Source organism: Enterobacter cloacae complex sp. IR5458 (assembly GCF_049238025.1).
Lineage (GTDB): Bacteria > Pseudomonadota > Gammaproteobacteria > Enterobacterales > Enterobacteriaceae > Enterobacter > Enterobacter kobei.
Genome location: NZ_JBMKIF010000022.1, coordinates 17,808 through 34,996, shown reverse-complemented (window position 1 = coordinate 34,996; position 17,189 = coordinate 17,808). Strand labels below are relative to the sequence as shown.

The 17,189-nt window shown below is 54.5% G+C and carries 22 protein-coding genes; 12 read left to right on the top strand and 10 right to left on the bottom strand.

Going from position 1 to position 17,189, the window contains the following annotated elements:
* Positions 1 to 8: 8 nt before the first annotated feature.
* The 5 genes from ACOTYN_RS17590 to flgB are packed head-to-tail and all read right to left on the bottom strand — an operon-like array spanning position 9 to position 3,608.
* Entirely contained in the window at positions 9 to 764 is a 756-nt protein-coding gene (locus ACOTYN_RS17590; protein ID WP_014883365.1) for a flagellar basal body rod protein FlgF, read from the bottom strand.
* A gap of 20 nt (positions 765 to 784) precedes the next feature.
* Entirely contained in the window at positions 785 to 2,035 is a 1,251-nt protein-coding gene (flgE, locus tag ACOTYN_RS17585; RefSeq protein WP_071922381.1) for a flagellar hook protein FlgE, read from the bottom strand.
* Between the two features lie 26 nt (positions 2,036 to 2,061).
* On the bottom strand, positions 2,062 to 2,772 hold the full coding sequence (gene flgD / locus ACOTYN_RS17580; protein WP_014883363.1) for a flagellar hook assembly protein FlgD: 711 nt from the start codon (positions 2,770 to 2,772) through the stop codon (positions 2,062 to 2,064).
* A gap of 11 nt (positions 2,773 to 2,783) precedes the next feature.
* Positions 2,784 to 3,188, bottom strand: coding sequence for a flagellar basal body rod protein FlgC (flgC, locus tag ACOTYN_RS17575; protein ID WP_013097138.1), 405 nt, complete (start codon positions 3,186 to 3,188; stop codon positions 2,784 to 2,786).
* 3 nt (positions 3,189 to 3,191) lie between these two features.
* Positions 3,192 to 3,608: a flagellar basal body rod protein FlgB gene (gene flgB / locus ACOTYN_RS17570; RefSeq protein ID WP_014883362.1), complete on the bottom strand. Its 417-nt coding sequence runs from the start codon at positions 3,606 to 3,608 to the stop codon at positions 3,192 to 3,194.
* 157 nt (positions 3,609 to 3,765) lie between these two features.
* Here flgB and flgA point away from each other — a divergent pair, with 157 nt between their 5' ends.
* The 3 genes from flgA (at position 3,766) to flgN (ending at position 5,242) form a co-directional block, all read left to right on the top strand.
* The gene (gene flgA / locus ACOTYN_RS17565) at positions 3,766 to 4,425 is read left to right on the top strand and encodes a flagellar basal body P-ring formation chaperone FlgA (RefSeq protein WP_014883361.1); all 660 of its coding nucleotides are present in this window, start codon (positions 3,766 to 3,768) and stop codon (positions 4,423 to 4,425) included.
* A gap of 93 nt (positions 4,426 to 4,518) precedes the next feature.
* Complete coding sequence (flgM, locus tag ACOTYN_RS17560) at positions 4,519 to 4,812, top strand: flagellar biosynthesis anti-sigma factor FlgM (RefSeq protein WP_014883360.1); 294 nt, start codon at positions 4,519 to 4,521, stop codon at positions 4,810 to 4,812.
* A gap of 4 nt (positions 4,813 to 4,816) precedes the next feature.
* Positions 4,817 to 5,242 carry a flagella biosynthesis chaperone FlgN gene (gene flgN, locus ACOTYN_RS17555; protein ID WP_014883359.1) on the top strand — a complete coding sequence of 142 codons (426 nt, stop codon included), beginning with the start codon at positions 4,817 to 4,819 and terminating at the stop codon, positions 5,240 to 5,242.
* 59 nt (positions 5,243 to 5,301) lie between these two features.
* Here flgN and murJ read toward each other — a convergent pair whose 3' ends face one another.
* The 4 genes from murJ to rimJ all read right to left on the bottom strand — a co-directional run bounded on the left by murJ (position 5,302) and on the right by rimJ (position 9,137).
* Positions 5,302 to 6,837 carry a murein biosynthesis integral membrane protein MurJ gene (gene murJ, locus ACOTYN_RS17550; RefSeq protein ID WP_063434643.1) on the bottom strand — a complete coding sequence of 512 codons (1,536 nt, stop codon included), beginning with the start codon at positions 6,835 to 6,837 and terminating at the stop codon, positions 5,302 to 5,304.
* 129 nt (positions 6,838 to 6,966) lie between these two features.
* Entirely contained in the window at positions 6,967 to 7,890 is a 924-nt protein-coding gene (locus ACOTYN_RS17545) for a Gfo/Idh/MocA family protein (protein ID WP_023332686.1), read from the bottom strand.
* 2 nt (positions 7,891 to 7,892) lie between these two features.
* Positions 7,893 to 8,543, bottom strand: a complete 651-nt coding sequence (locus ACOTYN_RS17540) for a YceH family protein (RefSeq protein WP_071922382.1) — start codon at positions 8,541 to 8,543, stop codon at positions 7,893 to 7,895.
* A gap of 9 nt (positions 8,544 to 8,552) precedes the next feature.
* The gene (gene rimJ / locus ACOTYN_RS17535; RefSeq protein ID WP_014883355.1) at positions 8,553 to 9,137 is read right to left on the bottom strand and encodes a ribosomal protein S5-alanine N-acetyltransferase; all 585 of its coding nucleotides are present in this window, start codon (positions 9,135 to 9,137) and stop codon (positions 8,553 to 8,555) included.
* Between the two features lie 236 nt (positions 9,138 to 9,373).
* Between rimJ and mdtH the strand changes: the two genes are divergently transcribed.
* From mdtH to ACOTYN_RS17490, 9 genes are all read left to right on the top strand, one after another.
* Positions 9,374 to 10,582, top strand: coding sequence for a multidrug efflux MFS transporter MdtH (mdtH, locus tag ACOTYN_RS17530; RefSeq protein ID WP_063861556.1), 1,209 nt, complete (start codon positions 9,374 to 9,376; stop codon positions 10,580 to 10,582).
* 124 nt (positions 10,583 to 10,706) lie between these two features.
* A complete protein-coding gene (locus ACOTYN_RS17525; protein WP_014883353.1) occupies positions 10,707 to 11,267 on the top strand; it encodes a lipoprotein in 561 nt (186 codons plus the stop codon).
* A gap of 126 nt (positions 11,268 to 11,393) precedes the next feature.
* Positions 11,394 to 12,440 (top strand): dihydroorotase, encoded by a 1,047-nt coding sequence (gene pyrC / locus ACOTYN_RS17520; RefSeq protein WP_047027497.1) that lies wholly within the window; start codon positions 11,394 to 11,396, stop codon positions 12,438 to 12,440.
* A gap of 74 nt (positions 12,441 to 12,514) precedes the next feature.
* The gene (gene dinI, locus ACOTYN_RS17515) at positions 12,515 to 12,760 is read left to right on the top strand and encodes a DNA damage-inducible protein I (protein ID WP_014883351.1); all 246 of its coding nucleotides are present in this window, start codon (positions 12,515 to 12,517) and stop codon (positions 12,758 to 12,760) included.
* Positions 12,761 to 13,031: 271 nt separating this feature from the next.
* A complete protein-coding gene (gene bssS / locus ACOTYN_RS17510) occupies positions 13,032 to 13,286 on the top strand; it encodes a biofilm formation regulator BssS (RefSeq protein ID WP_008500827.1) in 255 nt (84 codons plus the stop codon).
* Between the two features lie 116 nt (positions 13,287 to 13,402).
* Positions 13,403 to 14,521, top strand: coding sequence for an N-methyl-L-tryptophan oxidase (gene solA, locus ACOTYN_RS17505; RefSeq protein ID WP_071922383.1), 1,119 nt, complete (start codon positions 13,403 to 13,405; stop codon positions 14,519 to 14,521).
* Positions 14,522 to 14,580: 59 nt separating this feature from the next.
* On the top strand, positions 14,581 to 14,694 hold the full coding sequence (locus ACOTYN_RS17500; protein WP_014883349.1) for a YceO family protein: 114 nt from the start codon (positions 14,581 to 14,583) through the stop codon (positions 14,692 to 14,694).
* Positions 14,695 to 14,912: 218 nt separating this feature from the next.
* Complete coding sequence (locus ACOTYN_RS17495; protein WP_071922384.1) at positions 14,913 to 15,479, top strand: cytochrome b; 567 nt, start codon at positions 14,913 to 14,915, stop codon at positions 15,477 to 15,479.
* Between the two features lies 1 nt (position 15,480).
* Complete coding sequence (locus ACOTYN_RS17490) at positions 15,481 to 16,059, top strand: YceI family protein (protein WP_014883347.1); 579 nt, start codon at positions 15,481 to 15,483, stop codon at positions 16,057 to 16,059.
* A 40-nt stretch (positions 16,060 to 16,099) separates the two neighbouring features.
* On the opposite strand, the gene ACOTYN_RS17485 is transcribed toward ACOTYN_RS17490, so the two are convergent.
* The gene (locus ACOTYN_RS17485) at positions 16,100 to 17,149 is read right to left on the bottom strand and encodes a rhodanese-related sulfurtransferase (RefSeq protein WP_014883346.1); all 1,050 of its coding nucleotides are present in this window, start codon (positions 17,147 to 17,149) and stop codon (positions 16,100 to 16,102) included.
* Between the last annotated feature and the right edge of the window lie 40 nt (positions 17,150 to 17,189).

Genomic DNA, 17,189 nt, shown 5'->3' with positions numbered 1-17,189 from the left:
GAGTCCTGTTAACTCATAGACAGAAGTTGGTTAGCCTTGCCCGCGTTTTCATCCACGCTGCTGATAATTTTCATCTGCATTTCGAAACGACGGGCGCTGGCGATCATGTCGCTCATGGCGGCTACCGGCTTGACGTTACTGCCTTCCAGAACGCCGGACATCACGCGGATGCTCGGATCGGCCTGTAGCGTAGCACCACGGGTAGCCTGAGCGGCCTGGGTCAGACGGAACATCCCGTCGTCACCACGCTGCACCTCTTTGCCTTCCGCTTTTACCAGTTTCAGTCGTCCGACAGGGGCAACGGTATTGGCCGGATCGCCCGGGTTCAACGCGGAGATGGTACCGTCAGCCGCGATGGTCAACTCAGAGCCTTCAGGCACCGTCAGCGGACCCGCTTCCCCCATCACCGGATGACCCTGAATCGTCAACTGGCCGGTTGCACTAACCTGGATATTCCCGTTACGGGTATAGCCTTCGCTGCCATCAGCGGTCTGCACCGCCAGCCAGCCGTCCTGCTGCAGCGCAACGTCCAGCGGGCGTGAGGTGTAATCCATCTGCCCTGGCGTCATATCTGCGCCAGGGGTAGAGGCGGCGACCAGCGTACGGGTCGGCAGGGAAAGACCTTCTACCGGCACCGCGCGCAACGCATTCAGCTGCGCGCGAAAGCCCGGCGTCGAGGCGTTTGCCAGGTTGCTGGCAGTAACGGCCTGCTGATTGAGCGTCTGACTTGCCGCGCCCATCGCGGTATATATTGCGTGATCCATTGCGCTTTCCTGTTAGCCGCTTAACGCAGGTTAACCAGCGTGTTGAGGATCTGATCCTGGGTCTTGATGGTCTGCGCGTTCGACTGATAGTTACGTTGCGCGACAATCATGTTCACCAGCTCTTTACTCAGATCGACGTTTGAGGCTTCCAGCGCACCGTTGGTCAGCGTACCGAAGTTACCGCTTCCCGCCGTACCCAGCAGCGCCACGCCGGAGGACTGGGTAGCCGACCAGACGTTATCGCCTTCAGACTTCAGGCCTTCGTTGTTGGCGAAGTTTGCCAGCACGATCTGACCCAGCACCTGAGTCTGTTCGTTGGAATAGTTCCCCACCACGGTACCGTCATCGTTGATCTGATAGCTCACCAGATCGCCCGGCTTGAAGCCGTTCTGGTTGGTCGCCACGATATTGTTCGCACTGGTGTTCTGCTGCATGGAGTTCAGGAAACTCAGGGAGAAGGTTGCCGCCGTCGCACCGCTGACAGATCCCGTGGTGATGTTAATGGCCGGCGTGGCGTTTGGTGTTCCGCTCAGTACGCCCGCCGCGTCGTAGTTATAGACACCCGCCAGGTTACCGTTCGCGTCAAAGTTCATCTGCGCCGCTTTGGATGCAGTAGAACCCGCCACGCTGCCGTCCTGAGTGTAGAGATCCCATTTATTGTTGGCCGTCTTAACATAGTAGACATACATGTTATGGGCGTTACCCTGGCTGTCGAATACGGTTACGGTCCCTTTTTTGTTATAGGTATCCGGGTTGGTCGCATCGAAGGGGGCAGTCTGAACAGGATCGGTTGAGTTAAGGTTGATCTGCTGCGTCGCGGTGGTGGTCGATTTCGCCGCCATCAGCGTATTCGGGATAGTAATCGCCTGAGGGTTCGCACCGGTCTGAACGGTTGGCGGGGTTCCTGCTACCGGATAGCCCGTCAGCTGCATGCCCTGCATGTTAACCAGCGTACGGTTTTCATCCAGTTTGAACTGACCGTTACGGCTGTAGAAAACAGAACCGTTAGAATCGACCATACGGAAGAACCCATTCTGGCTAATAGCAACGTCCAGACCGCGACCGGTATTGGTGGTGGTGCCGTCAGTAAAGTCCTGAGTGATGCCCGCAACTTTGACGCCCAGACCCACTTTGGAACCGGCAAACATGTCTGCAAAGGAAGCAGAACCGGATTTAAAACCATAGGTCGCGGAGTTGGCGATGTTGTTGCCAATGACATCCAGGTTGGTGGCCGCAGCATTCAGGCCGCTGACCGCTTGAGAAAAGGCCATGACTTACTCCTGATAAGTGTTAAGGCTTAGATAATCTGCCGAACTTCGTCGAGTGTGGTGGTACCTGAGGTACCCAAATCCAGTTTGTTGCCGTCGCCCCCTCTAATCACGCCCTGAACCAGCGCGAACTGCAGCGGCTGCGCCACCAGCTGGGTTGTCCCGTTGCTGGCGCTAATCGCGACTTTGTAGGAGCCATTTGGTGCTTTGGTGCCGTCCGCCAGGCTGCCATCCCAGGTAAAGGTATGAACGCCCGCCTTCAGCTCACCAATGTCGATGGTGCGAACCACCGCGCCGGTCGAGTCGGTGATCGTCGCAGTCACTTTGTCAGCGGCCTGCTGCAATTCAACGCCAAACGGGGTCGTCGTGGTGGTCGAGGTACCGTCTGTGGTGCTGGTGCCGGCAAGAATAGTGGTGCCCGGGATCATTACCCCGTGACCAATCAGGCTGGCCGCCTGCAGAGACTGGCTGCTGTTAATCTGGCCGGAGACGGAACCCAGGGTCGTGTTAAGTTTCTCAATGCCGCTCACAGTACTGATCTGCGCAAGCTGCGTCGTCAGTTCGTTGTTCTGCATTGGGTTCGTGGGATCCTGGTTCTTCAGCTGAGCCACCAGCAGCGTCAGAAAGCTGCTCTGCAAATCGGAGGCGTTACTTCCCGTCAGGGAGCTGGAGCTTGTCGAACTTTGGGTGTTATTAACACCCGTATTCGTGGGATCATTCACATTGACGGCGATGGACATGCGTGTCTCCTTTACTGGCCGAGAGTGAGTGTTTTGAGCATCATGCTCTTCACGGTATTAAGCACTTCGACGTTCGCCTGGTAGCTACGAGAGGCCGACATGGAGTTCACCATCTCACCTACCACATCCACGTTTGGCATCTTCACGTATCCGTTAGCGTCCGCAAGCGGGTTACCGGGCTCATACACCAGCTTGTCCGGCGCCTGGCTCTCTACCACGTCAGACACTTTCACGCCGCCCGTGGCCGCACCGGGCGCCGCATCGACCTGAAAGACGACCTGTTTGGCACGGTAAGGCTGTCCGTCAGGTCCGGTCACGCTGTCTGCGTTCGCCAGGTTACTGGCCGCCACGTTCAGACGTTTGGACTGAGCGGTTAACGCCGAACCGGCGATATCAAAAATGTTCAGCAAGGCCATTTATCAGTTGCCCCCCTGCAGGACGTTCATCATGCCTTTGATTTGTCCGCCGAGTAGGGTCAGGCCCGTCTGGTATTTCAGGCTGTTATCGGCGAACTGCGTACGCTCCCGGTCCATATCCACGGTGTTACCGTCGAGTGATGGCTGGTCGGGGATGCGATAAAGTAAATCGGTCGCTGGCGCGGTCATCGCCTGAGCAGGAATATGGCGAGAGGATGTCATGGCAAGTGCAACACCCGTTCCTTCGGCACGTCCACGCTCCATCACCTTTTTGAGTTCACTGGAAAAATCAATATCTCGCGCCTGATACCCGGGCGTATCGGCGTTAGCGATGTTGGCGGCTAAAATCTCCTGCCGCTGGGCGCGTAAATTGAGCGCTTCCTGCTGAAAACGTAACGCGGCGTCGAGTTTATCGAGCATGTCTCCTCCGCTGATGGCAAAATTTCAGTTCACAGCTTAAATCTCACCCGGTCTCCCCTATCGACGGAATAAGCGCAAAATGCGTCGCTATTTATTCCGTTGATGCAAAACCACTGCAGGTAGAATTCAGTCAACTCTGGAAACGGTGGAACTTGCGATGCAAACGTTAAAACGTGGTCTGGTGGCGGCTTTCTTGCTGTTTAGCCCTCTGGTGCAGGCTGAAGGTTTACAGGATCAGTTAACGGCTTTCTTTGCGGAAAAGCTGGCAGGCTTTAGCGATGACGTTACCGTTACCGTACGTACGCCCCCGAATCTGTACCCTACCTGTGAGCAACCGTCATTCAGCGTCACGGGAACCACGAAGCTGTGGGGCAATGTGAACGTGCTGGCTCGCTGCGCCAACGAAAAACGCTATTTACAGGTTGCCGTTCAGGCGACGGGCAATTATGTTGTTGCCGCCGTGCCTATTGCGCGTGGCAGCCTGCTGCAGGCAAACAGCGTGACGTTGAAGCGCGGGCGCCTGGATCAGCTCCCGCCACGGACAATGCTGGAAATGAACCAGGCACAGGATGCCGTCAGCCTGCGCGATGTTGCGCCAGGCCAGCCGATTCAGCTTTCAATGCTGCGCCAGGCATGGCGTGTCAAAGCGGGACAGCAGGTGATGGTTGTGGCCAACGGAGACGGCTTTAGCATCAACAGTGAAGGGAAAGCGTTAAACAATGCCGCGGTCGCGCAAAACGCCCGCGTCAGAATGTCCTCAGGCCAGGTGGTGAGCGGAACCGTCGATTCTGATGGGAATATTCTGATTAACCTATAATCTTTTTAAAGATTTCGCGGCGCGTGCCGATAAATATTCAACTAATGATGATGTCAGGCGCAAACGCCGCGAACCCTCGATGAGGACAACACTATGAGCATTGATCGTACATCAGCCCTGAAGCCGGTAAGCGCTGTACAGCCTCGCGAAACGAATGACGCTACCCCTCAGAAAACGCGTCTGGAAAAACCGTCAACGTCTAACAGCACCAGCGTGACGCTGAGCGATGCCCAGGCAAAACTGATGCAGCCCGGCAGCAACGATATCAATATGGAACGTGTGGAAGCGCTGAAAACCGCAATTCGTAACGGCGAGCTGAAAATGGACACCAGCAAAATCGCTGACGCCCTGATTCAGGAAGCACAGAGTTTCTTACAGAGTAACTAACCGTATGAGTCGACTGTCAGAAATACTGGATCACATGACGGTTGTCCTGAACGACCTGAAAACGGTAATGGACGCTGAACAGCAGCACCTCTCTTCCGGTAACATCAACGGCAGTGCGCTGCAGCGGATTACTGAGGATAAGAGTTCGCTTCTGGCGACGCTGGATTATCTGGAGCAGCAACGACGCGCTGAGCAGGATCCTAAGCGCAGCGCCAATGACGATATTGTTGAGCGCTGGCAGACCATAACGGAAAAAACCCAGCACCTGCGCGACCTCAACCAGCATAACGGCTGGCTGCTTGAAGGCCAGATAGAGCGTAATCAGCAGGCGCTTGAGGTGTTGAAGCCGCATAAAGAAACCGGACTTTACGGTGCGGATGGTCAGACAGCGACGGCGCGCATTGCGGGTGTGAAAAAGATTTCGATTTGACGCATCTGCGACAAATCATGCAGTGGGGAGCACCCTAAGGTGAACTCCCCTTTTGGCGTTTATGCCGTACGGCGGGCAAATTCTTTCACTTTGAAGCCCAGTACAGCGAGCGTGGCAAAGTAAGCTACCACCCCAACGCCCACCACGGCCATCAGCCGCATCAGACGATAAGGCATCGTGCCCTGGGACCACTCTGGCATAACATGCATCATCCCGAGTAATGCCGCAGACATCACCAGTACTGCAATAATCAACCGCACAAGGAAGCTCGCCCAGCCCGGCTGCGGCGTAAAGATATCCTGCTTGCGCAGTTGCCAGTACAACAGCCCGGCATTCAGACAGGCCGCCAGCCCAATAGACAGCGACAGACCGGCATGCTTCAGCGGGCCGATAAACGCCAGGTTCATCAGCTGCGTCATAATCAGCGTCACAATGGCAATTTTCACCGGCGTTTTAATGTCCTGACGCGAGTAGAACCCCGGAGCCAGCACCTTGACGACAATCAGCCCCATCAAGCCGACGGAGTAGGCAATCAGCGCCCGCTGGGTCATCGCGGCGTCAAAGGCAGTGAATTTACCGTACTGGAACAGGGACACCGTCAGCGGCTTGGCCAGAATCCCCAGCGCCACCGCACTTGGCAATGCCAGCAAGAAGCAGAGACGTAACCCCCAGTCCATCAGGCGGCAGTATTCATCATGGTTGCCGCTGGCAAAGCTTTTTGACAGCGACGGCAGCAGGATGGTCCCCAGCGCCACGCCCAGCACACCGGATGGAAACTCCATCAGACGGTCCGCGTAGTACATCCACGACACAGAGCCCGACACCAGGAAAGAGGCAAAGATGGTGTTGATGATAAGCGAGATCTGGCTGACGGAGACGCCAAGAATGGCGGGCCCCATCTGCTTAATCACGCGCATCGCGCCGGCATCTTTGAGATTAATGCGCGGCAGCACCAGCATACCGATTTTCTTCAGGTGCGGCAGCTGATACGCCAGCTGCAGCACGCCGCCCACGGTTACCGCCCAGGCCAGCGCCAGTACCGGTGGGTTGAAATGCGGCGCGGCGAACAGGGCAAAACCGATCATGCTGACGTTAAGGAACGTCGGCGCAAACGCCGGAACGGAGAAACGGTTCCAGGTGTTCAGTATTGCCCCCACCAGCGAGGCCAGCGAGATCAGCAGAATATAGGGGAAGGTAATGCGCAGCAGCTGCGAGGTCAGTGCAAATTTATCAGCCGTATCGGCAAAACCGGGGGCGGTCACCAGAATCACCCACGGCGCGGCCAGCATCCCGATAATGGTCACCACGGCCAGCGCCAGGGTCAGTAGCCCAGAGACGTAAGAGACAAAAACGCGGGTCGCATCCTCGCCCTGCTTGCTTTTATATTCCGCGAGAATAGGCACAAATGCCTGCGAAAATGCCCCTTCTGCAAAAATACGACGCAACAGATTTGGCAATTTGAACGCGACGAAAAAGGCGTCCGTCGCCATTCCTGCACCAAAAACCCTTGCCACAATCGCGTCACGTGCAAAGCCCAGCACGCGAGAAAACATGGTCATCGAGCTGACTGCCGCCAGCGATTTTAATAAGTTCATTAACGTGAATTTCCAGAACCATACGGATGTGTAGGCCGGGTTAGCGTAAGCGCCACCCGGCAAAGCCAACAAGCGGCGCTTAGTCTAACCGGATTTCATCGAATTACTATCGGCAGATGTTACAGCGAATTATTCACTCATGGCATCGCGCCAGAGTCTTTCCACAATGCGCTGCGCCAGAATGGCCTGCTCGCCGGACGTTTCAGGAACCGTCTGATTTTGCACACAGGTGATGAAGTGACGGGCACATCCTGCGAAACCACGCTGCTCAAGCGTACTTTGCCACCCGGGTGCAGGAGGCGTAACAACGCCATTGCCCTTCTCTTCGCGCCACTCGCGCATATCGGTAATGTCATACAGCGCACCGTCGGTGACGGCCTGAACGAACTCACGCTGGCTGCCCGCGCGACGGTGCATACTGGTGGTAATCTGAAGATGCTCAACGGCAAAATGGTGTTCCGCGTACACCATCTCCCCTCGTTCGTTAGTGACCAGGGTGCCGCTTTTCAGCTGTGCATTACCGTTGCTCAGCCACAGCGCGGTATCCACCACGTGAAGATAATCATCAAGAAGGGTAAAACGCAGATCGTTCGGCCCTACGCTGTCGGTACGATGCTTATCCATACGCAGCGAAGCCATATTGCCGGACTGCGCTTTCAGCTGCTGGTAAAGCGGCGCAAAGCGGCGGTTAAACCCCACCATCAGGGTCAGGTTTTTACGCGCCGCCAGATCAATCAGGCGTTCGGCGTCCTGCACGTTTTCCGCCAGCGGTTTATCCACGCAGACGTGGACGCCCGCATTGAGCAGCTCGCTTACCACCTGATAGTGGGTGGCCGTGGAGGTATGCACAAAGACGGCGTCACACTCGCGGGCCAGATCCTGCAGCGAGGCGGCATACGGAATGCGCCAGGTTGCGCAGATACGCTCTGCTTTTTCACGGCCAGGAGACCATGCGCCTTGCAGCGTCCAGTCGGTCGCAGCCCCTAAAACCGGTAGCCAGGCTTTTTGCGCTATTCCGCCCAGCCCCACGACGCCAATGCGTAATTTTTTCACCGTCAGTCTCCCAAATGTGCCAGTAATGCATCCAGACGTTGTTTCAACCCGGCGACCTCACCTTCCAGAGCCTCCACACGGGCAACCAAATCGTCATCGCCAGCGGTTATATCGGTTACAGGAGACGTAACTGAAATATCAACGTCACCGCAGAAGAGATGCATATAGCGGCTTTCACGTTTACCCGGCTCGCGGGCCAGACGGACAACGTACGGGCCATCTTCACGTGCGGCCAGCCCCTCCAGCGTCTGCTCAACTTCCTGCATGTCGCTAAACTCATGCATACGGGAAGCACGCGTGCGCAGCTCCCCCGGCGTCTGCGCCCCGCGCAACAACAGCGTAGTAACGACCGCCACTTCGGCGCTGCTCAGCTTCAGGTCACCAAATTCGGAGTTACAGAAACGCTGTTCGTATTTGGTCACGCGGTTACCGAAGCCGCTGACGGTGCGCAGATAGTGGCGTTTTACCAGCGCATCCAGCACGTCCTGAACGTCATGCTCGCTGAGGTTCATCACCGGCTCACGGTTCGTTTTTTGGTTACAGGCCATGGTCACGGCGTTAACAGAAAGCGGATACTGTTCCGGCGTGGTGACCTGTTTTTCGAGTAAGCACCCAATCACGCGCGCTTCTGTACCGTTTAGCTGATACTTCATCTTTTCTCCTTAACGACCTGCAGTCCAGTCACGGGTGGTTAACGCCGTCAGCACGTGGTCACGCCACTCGCCGTCTATCAACAAATAGTCTTTGGCGTAACCTTCTTTCTCGAACCCTAAGCGCGCCAGTAAATTTCCGCTGCGCTGATTATGCGGCATATAGTTCGCCATAATGCGATGAATGTGTTGCGTACGTTGCATATAGCGGATTGCCGCCGTTAACGCCTCGTACATCAGCCCCTGCCCCTGCCATTTCTGACCGATGGAGTAGCCAAGGTAACAGGCGTGAAACGACCCGCGCACCACATTCGAGAAATTGGCGATCCCGATAATTTCTTTCTCTTCTGGATCCAGCAACGCAAAATAAAACGCGCTACCCTGTTTATGAAATTCCGCAATCATGCTGAGGCGCGCCTGCCAGCCGGAGGGGTAACAATGGCTCTCATCCCGAACGGGTTCCCAGGGTTTCAAAAACTGGCGATTCTCGGCGTAATAATCCGCCAGACGCCAGGCATCACGCTCATGCACCAGACGAACGACCAGCCGGTCCGTTGTCAGACGCACTTTTGGCACATTACTGCGATAGCCAAACATCAATACCACTCCTTCCCGTCACTTCAGCTTGCCCATTAGCTTTACTATACCTGCGCCCGTGCCGTCTGTGAAAACAGTGACATACCATTTTCACCTCTTTTCACCTTTTTCAATGAAAACTCTCTATCAAAGCACCCTTTTGATAAAAAAATATTGTCGCGTCCAGGGGTGGGAAAAAACGTGGCGACACCGCAGAATGTTAGCGTGCTCACCTTCTTATTTTCCCTGGAGGGAAAATGTCCCGCGTATCACAGGCGAGGAGCCTGGGTAAATATTTCCTGTTAGTCGATAACATGCTGGTCGTGCTCGGCTTTTTTGTCGTGTTCCCTCTCATCTCGATCCGCTTTGTCGATCAAATGGGCTGGGCGGCGGTAATGGTCGGTATTGCCCTGGGACTGCGTCAGTTTGTCCAGCAGGGTCTGGGCGTCTTTGGCGGCGCGATCGCTGACCGCTTTGGCGCTAAACCAATGATCGTGACCGGTATGCTGCTCCGCGCGGCAGGCTTTGCCACGATGGCCGTTGCCCACGAGCCCTGGCTGCTCTGGTTTTCCTGCTTCCTCTCCGGTATCGGCGGCACGCTGTTTGACCCGCCCCGTACCGCGCTGGTGGTAAAGCTGATTCGCCCGCAGCACCGGGGGCGTTTCTTCTCCATTCTGATGATGCAGGACAGTGCCGGCGCGGTGGTTGGCGCATTGCTGGGAAGCTGGCTGCTGCAGTACGATTTCCGTCTGGTCTGTGCGGCCGGGGCGGTACTCTTTATTCTGTGCGCGCTGTTTAACGGTCTCTATCTTCCCGCCTGGAAACTGTCGACGGTAAAAGCGCCGGTGCGCGAGGGGCTAGGTCGCGTTCTGCGCGACAAGCGTTTTGTCACCTACGTATTGACCCTGACCGGGTATTACATGCTGGCCGTGCAGGTGATGCTGATGCTGCCGATCATGGTAAACGATATTGCGGGCACGCCTGCTGCCGTTAAATGGATGTACGCCATTGAAGCCTGCCTGTCACTGACGCTGCTCTACCCCATCGCCCGCTGGAGCGAACGGCGTTTTCGCCTGGAACATCGCCTGATGGCCGGGCTGTTTCTGATGACGCTGAGCATGATGCCGATCGGTCTGGTGAGCTCGCTCCAGCAGCTGTTTACGCTGATTTGCACCTTCTATATCGGCTCCATCATCGCCGAGCCCGCCCGGGAAACGCTGAGCGCCTCGCTTGCGGACGCGCGTGCCCGCGGCAGCTATATGGGATTCAGCCGACTCGGTCTGGCCTTTGGTGGCGCGTTAGGCTACACCGGCGGCGGCTGGCTCTTCGATGCCGGTAAAGCGCTGAAGCAACCGGAACTGCCGTGGATGATGCTCGGCGCAGTGGGCTTTATGACGTTACTGGCCCTCTGGTGGCAGTTCAGCCAGAAGCGCAGCGCGAGCGGTATGCTCGAGCCCGGCGCATAATCCTTCTCGTTGGCGGGAGAACTCTCCCGCCTCACTTCTCAGTATTTTCTGCTGGTTTCTGCCATTTCACACTGACATACTGACGCTACAGGACAGAAGCGCCGATTTTTCGTTGAGGAACACCATGAAGAAAATTGTCATTGCCGCCGCATTTATCGTTAGCGGCCTGCTGGTGGGCTGCAATCAGCTTACGCAATACACCGTCAGTGAACAGGAAATTAATCAGGCGCTGGAAAAACATAACAATTTCTCTAAAGACATTGGTGTGCCAGGCCTTGCCGATGCGCATATCATTCTCACCAATCTCACCAGCCAGATTGGTCGTGAAGAGCCCAATAAAGTCACCCTCGCCGGGGATGCCAGCCTTGATATGACCTCCCTTTTTGGCAACCAGAAAGCCAACATCAAGCTCAAGCTGAAGGCACTTCCGGTTTTCAACAAAGAGAAGGGCGCGATTTTCCTGCAGGAGATGGAAGTAGTCGATGCGCAGGTTTCACCGGACAAGATGGCACCGGTTCTGCAAACCCTGATGCCCTATCTGAACCAGTCGCTGCGTAACTATTTCAATCAGCAACCGGCGTATGTCTTGAGCGAAGACAAAAGTAAGGGTGAAGCCCTTGCGAAAAAATACGCAAAAGGGATAGAGGTGAAACCGGGAGAAATCATCATTCCTTTCACCGATTAACCTGAAGGGCGCTGCGGCGCCCTTTTTTTTACGGAAAAGTGTGCAAACGAAAACGTTTCCGCTTATGATTTGTGTCCGGCAAAAACAGCCATCCTTATGACTGATTCCTGACAAGCCGGAGCTTCCATGACTGCACAACCCCAGGTTCTTAAAATCCGCCGCCCTGACGACTGGCATATCCATCTGCGCGATGGCGATATGCTGAAAACCGTCGTGCCTTATACCAGTGAAATTTATGGCCGCGCGATTGTCATGCCAAACCTGGTTCCGCCAGTCACCACCGTCGATGCCGCGATTGCCTACCGCCAGCGCATTCTGGATGCCGTCCCGGCTGGACATAATTTCACCCCGCTGATGACCTGCTATCTGACCGATTCTCTCGATCCGGACGAAGTTGAGCGCGGGTTTAACGAAGGCGTTTTTACGGCGGCGAAACTCTATCCTGCAAACGCCACCACCAACTCCAGCCACGGCGTCACCAGCATTGATGCCATCATGCCGGTGCTGGAACGTATGCAGAAACTGGGCATGCCGTTGCTGGTACACGGCGAAGTCACGCATGCCGAGATTGATATCTTCGACCGTGAAGCCCGCTTTATCGAGACCGTGATGGAACCGCTGCGTCAGCGCCTGCCTGCGCTTAAAGTGGTCTTTGAACATATCACCACCAAAGACGCCGCAGAATATGTGCGTGACGGCAACGAGTTGATTGCCGCCACCATCACCCCACAGCATCTGATGTTTAACCGTAACCACATGCTGGTAGGCGGGGTACGCCCTCACCTGTACTGCCTGCCGATCCTTAAGCGCAACGTTCACCAGCAGGCGCTGCGCGAACTGGTTGCCAGCGGTTTCTCACGCGCTTTCCTCGGCACAGACTCCGCGCCTCACGCCCGCCATCGTAAAGAGGCGAGCTGCGGCTGCGCAGGCTGTTTCAACGCCCCTACGGCCCTTGCCAGCTATGCAACGGTATTTGAAGAGATGGACGCGCTGGAACATTTCGAAGCGTTCTGCTCCCTCAACGGCCCGCGCTTTTACGGCCTGCCGGTCAATGACACGTTCATTGAACTGGAGCGCAAAGCGAGCCAGGTGGAGGCATCCATTGCCCTGACGGATGATACGCTGATCCCCTTCCTGGCAGGCGAAACCGTCAACTGGACGGTAAAACGCTAAATAATCAACGCCCCTTGTTGTCAAACGAACAATATACCTGTATAAATAAACAGTATATTACACAGGGGGCATTTATGCGTATTGAAGTCACCATAGCCAAAACTACCGTTCTGCCTGCTGGCGCGCTTGACGCACTGGCTGGCGAATTATCCCGTCGTATTCATAACACCTTCCCCGACAATGCAGGCGCCGTCACTGTTCGTTACGCCGCGGCGAACAACCTTTCCGTCATTGGCGGTGCAAAAGAAGATAAAGATCGCATCAGCGAAATCCTGCAGGAAACGTGGGAGAGCGCTGACGACTGGTTCATCACAGATTAACACTGCTCCCTCATTGTGTTTTTTGCCGGGTCGCCCCGGTTTTTTTTGCCTGAAATTCCAGAAAGTTCAAAATAATTCGGCAACTTCTTTAAAAATCGTGAACAAGATGGTGTTTTATTGCTCGAACAATCCTAAAAAGCAGAAAAATGTGTTGCTAGCTGTTTATTTTTCCCTTAGGAACCCTTATTACTTGTATACTGAAGTTGCTTTCAGAAAAACATGCATTGAACCTCGAAGTCGTTGTCTTCTAACACGCATTATGGGGGTTATAATGGAAAAGAATAGCGAAGTCATCCAGACCCACCCACTCGTTGGCTGGGATATCAGTACCGTAGACAGCTACGATGCACTGATGCTGCGTTTGCACTACCAGACCCCAAATCAGCTGAACCGTGAAGAAGCGGAAGTTGGACAGACGCTGTGGCTTACGACAGACGTCGCCCGTCAGTTTATTTCTATTTTAGAGGCAGGAATTGCAAAAATAGAATCTGGCGACTATCAGGAAAATGAGTATAAACGGCACTAACCGAATGCTCACTTTTCTTTCAACAGGCACCCACGCGGTGCCTTATTTATTTCCCGCTTGTTTGCACCCGCTTTGTTAATTACTCTGCTAAAAAAAACGTACGTGACGAGATGCATATGAGATATGACCTAATCATTATTGGCAGTGGCTCCGTAGGATCGGCCGCCGGGTATTACGCGACACAGGCAGGACTCAATGTCCTGATGATTGACTCTCACCTGCCGCCCCATAGCGAAGGTAGCCACCACGGCGACACGCGTCTCATTCGCCATGCCTATGGCGAGGGGGAACGCTATGTTCCGCTGGTGCTTCGTGCCCAGACGCTGTGGGACGCGCTGGCTAAAGAGACTGAAGAGCGCATTTTCGAACGTACGGGCGTCATCAATCTTGGCCCGGCCCGTTCGGAATTTCTGGCTAATGTGGAACGCAGCGCAAAGGCCTTTAATCTGGAGGTTGAGAAGCTGGACGCGCCGGCTATCACCACGCGCTGGCCAGAAATTACCGTCCCGGACGATTATATTGGCCTCTTTGAAGCCAACTCCGGGGTGTTGCACTGTGAAACCGCCATCAAAACCTGGATCGACCTTGCCGCCAAAGCGGGCTGTGCGCAACTGTTCAACTGTCCGGTGGAGGCCATCACGCATAACGCAGATGGCGTGACGGTAACGACTCTGGACGGTGAATATTCGGCGTCTCGTTTGCTTATCAGCGCAGGAACCTGGGTCACCCGCCTGCTGCCAGACCTGCCGATCCAGCCCGTGCGTAAGGTCTTTTCGTGGTTCCAGTCGGATGGTCGCTACAGTGCCCAGAATAAATTCCCGGCGTTCACCGGCGAATTGCCCAATGGCGATCAGTTCTACGGTTTCCCTTCCGAAAAAGACGCGCTCAAGATTGGAAAACACAACGGGGGGCAAGTTATCTCCTCACCTGACGAGCGTAAACCGTTTGGTGCTTTTCCGCAGGATGGTTCAGAAGCCTTCTCGTTCCTGCGCAATATTCTCCCGGGCGTGGGTGGCCTGCTCTACGGCGCGGCCTGCACCTACGACAATACGCCGGATGAAGACTTTATCATTGATACGTTGCCAGGACATGACAACACCCTGCTCATTACCGGGCTGAGCGGACACGGATTTAAGTTCGCTTCCGTGCTGGGTGAAATCGCCGCGCAATTTGCTCAGGGTATCACGCCTCAGTTTGATCTGACGCCCTTCTCACTCGCGCGTTTTAACGGATAATCGCTATGGGCTCCGGACAGTTTGGGGCCCGTTTTCTTTACGGTGAATCATGGGGCATTATGCGCAGGATCGTGAGTTTTCTCGTCAATAATATTCGCGAACATTTTATGCTCTATATCTTACTGTGGGCGCTACTTGCGATCGTTGATTTTATTTACATTGTATTTTATTGAAAGGGTTGACTGACATTTATTGACGTTACTTTATGTTTATTTAATCTCTTCCCCCCTGCTTATTCCGCCTTGCACGAAGCCTTTGAATTACCTTTGCGGTTCCTTTTCAAAATTGCTGAAATAAATAAAATAAAAATCCATATACTCTTATTTCAGTTGCAATATCTTGCCTTCCCGTTCATTTTTACGTTTCGGTTAATTTGAAAATGGACATTCTGATGCAATTACGTAACTCCTCCCGGCGCTACGGAATAATATCCATAAGTTTGCACTGGATATTTGCCATTGCCGTCTATGGCATGTTCGGACTTGGACTCTGGATGGTCACGCTCAGCTATTACGACGGCTGGTATCACCAGGCGCCGGAGTTGCATAAAAGCATCGGCGTTTTGCTGATGCTGGGGCTGATTTTCCGCGTGATATGGCGACATATCTCCCCGCCACCTGCAGCACCGAAGACCCACAGTAAATTGACCCGTTTCAGTGCTGTCGCCGCGCATATTGCGCTTTATGCGCTGCTCTTCGCCATTCTGATCAGCGGCTATCTCATTTCGACGGCAGACGGCAAGCCGATCAGCGTTTTTGGTCTGTTCGAGGTGCCAGCAACGCTCAGTGATGCTGGGGTTCAGGCCGACACGGCGGGGGTGATCCACCTCTGGCTTGCCTGGAGCGTGGTGATCCTGTCCGTGCTGCACGGGCTTGCCGCCCTTAAACACCACTTTATTGATAAAGACGATACGCTCAAGCGCATGCTTGGCCGCTCGTCAATTGACTCTGGAGTATAAAATGAAAAAACACCTGCTGGGTATCGCACTGGGCTCTCTGTTATTCACCACCGGTTCCGCCGTGGCGGCGGATTATAAAATTGATAAAGAGGGCCAGCACGCGTTCGTCAATTTCCGTATTCAGCATCTGGGATACAGCTGGCTGTACGGTACCTTTAAAGATTTTGACGGCACATTCACCTTTGACGAGAAAAATCCTGCGGCGGATAAAGTCAATGTGACCATTAATACGAACAGCGTTGACACCAATCATGCTGAGCGCGATAAACACCTGCGCAGCGCAGAGTTCCTGAACGTCACTAAATTCCCGAAAGCGACCTTCACCTCTACGGACGTGAAAAAAGACGGTGATAAGTTGAATATTACCGGTAATCTTACCCTGAATGGCGTTACGAAACCCGTGACTCTGGATGCAAAATTGATCGGCCAGGGTGACGATCCGTGGGGGGGTAAACGCGCAGGTTTTGAAGCGGCAGGAAAAATTCACCTGAAAGATTTTAATATCACAACGGATTTGGGTCCGGCGTCTCAGGATGTTGAGCTGGTTATTTCTGTTGAAGGTGTGCAGCAGAAGTCATAATAGATTCGCCCGGCAGGATCTCGCCTGCCGGGCGTTATTATCATTCCGGGTCGGGAATACCCAGTTTGGTATTCAGACGGCCGCGTGATTTATTAAAAATCTTATTGCCGTTTTCTCGTCCCGCACGACGCCGACGCTGCTCTTCTTCCGGCAGAATACTCTCTTCACTGCACAGTTCACTGCAGCAACCGTTAAACTTCTCGGCACAGGCAGGGCACTGGATGAACAGCAGATGGCAACCGTCGTTTTTACAGTTGGTATGGGTATCGCACGGCGCACCGCACTGGTGGCACTGGGCAATAACGTCTTCCGAAATACGCTCACCCATACGCTCGTCAAAGACAAAGTTTTTCCCGATAAAGCGTACCGGTAAACCCTGCTCGCGGGCGCGGCGGGCGTACTCGATAATGCCGCCTTCAATATGCCAGACCTTATTAAAGCCGTTGTGCTTCATCCACGCGCTGGCTTTCTCACAGCGGATACCGCCGGTGCAGTACATAACGATTTTTTTATCTTTATGTTCCTGCATCATCTCAACCGCCTTGGGCAGTTGCTCGCGGAAGGTGTCGGCCGGGATTTCCATCGCGTTCTCGAAATGCCCCACTTCATATTCATAGTGGTTACGCATATCAATGAACACGGCATCCGGATCGTCCAGCATCGCATTCACTTCCGCTGCCTTCAAATATTCACCGACGTTCGCCGGGTTAAATTCAGGATCGTCAATACCGTCCGCCACTATGCGTTCACGCACCTTCATGCGCAGCACCCAGAAGGATTTCCCGTCATCGTCCAGGGCAATGTTCAGGCGTAAGCCGTCGAGAGCGGGGTCGAAGCGATAAAGACACTCGCGGAAAGCGCTGACTTTGCTTTCCGGTACGCTAATCTGCGCGTTGATGCCTTCGCGGGCAAGGTAGACGCGCCCGAAAACGTTCAGGGCTGTGAAAGCCTGATAAAGCGCATCGCGGGTCGCCTGCGGATCGTCGATCGTGAAGTATTTATAGAAAGAGATGGTTGTGCGCGGTTCGGTTTCAGCCAACATACGCGCTCTTAACATCTCATTCGACACGCGGTTGTGTAACACTGGCATGGTGTACAGTCCTGGAATCGTTAGAGAGAATGAAAAATCG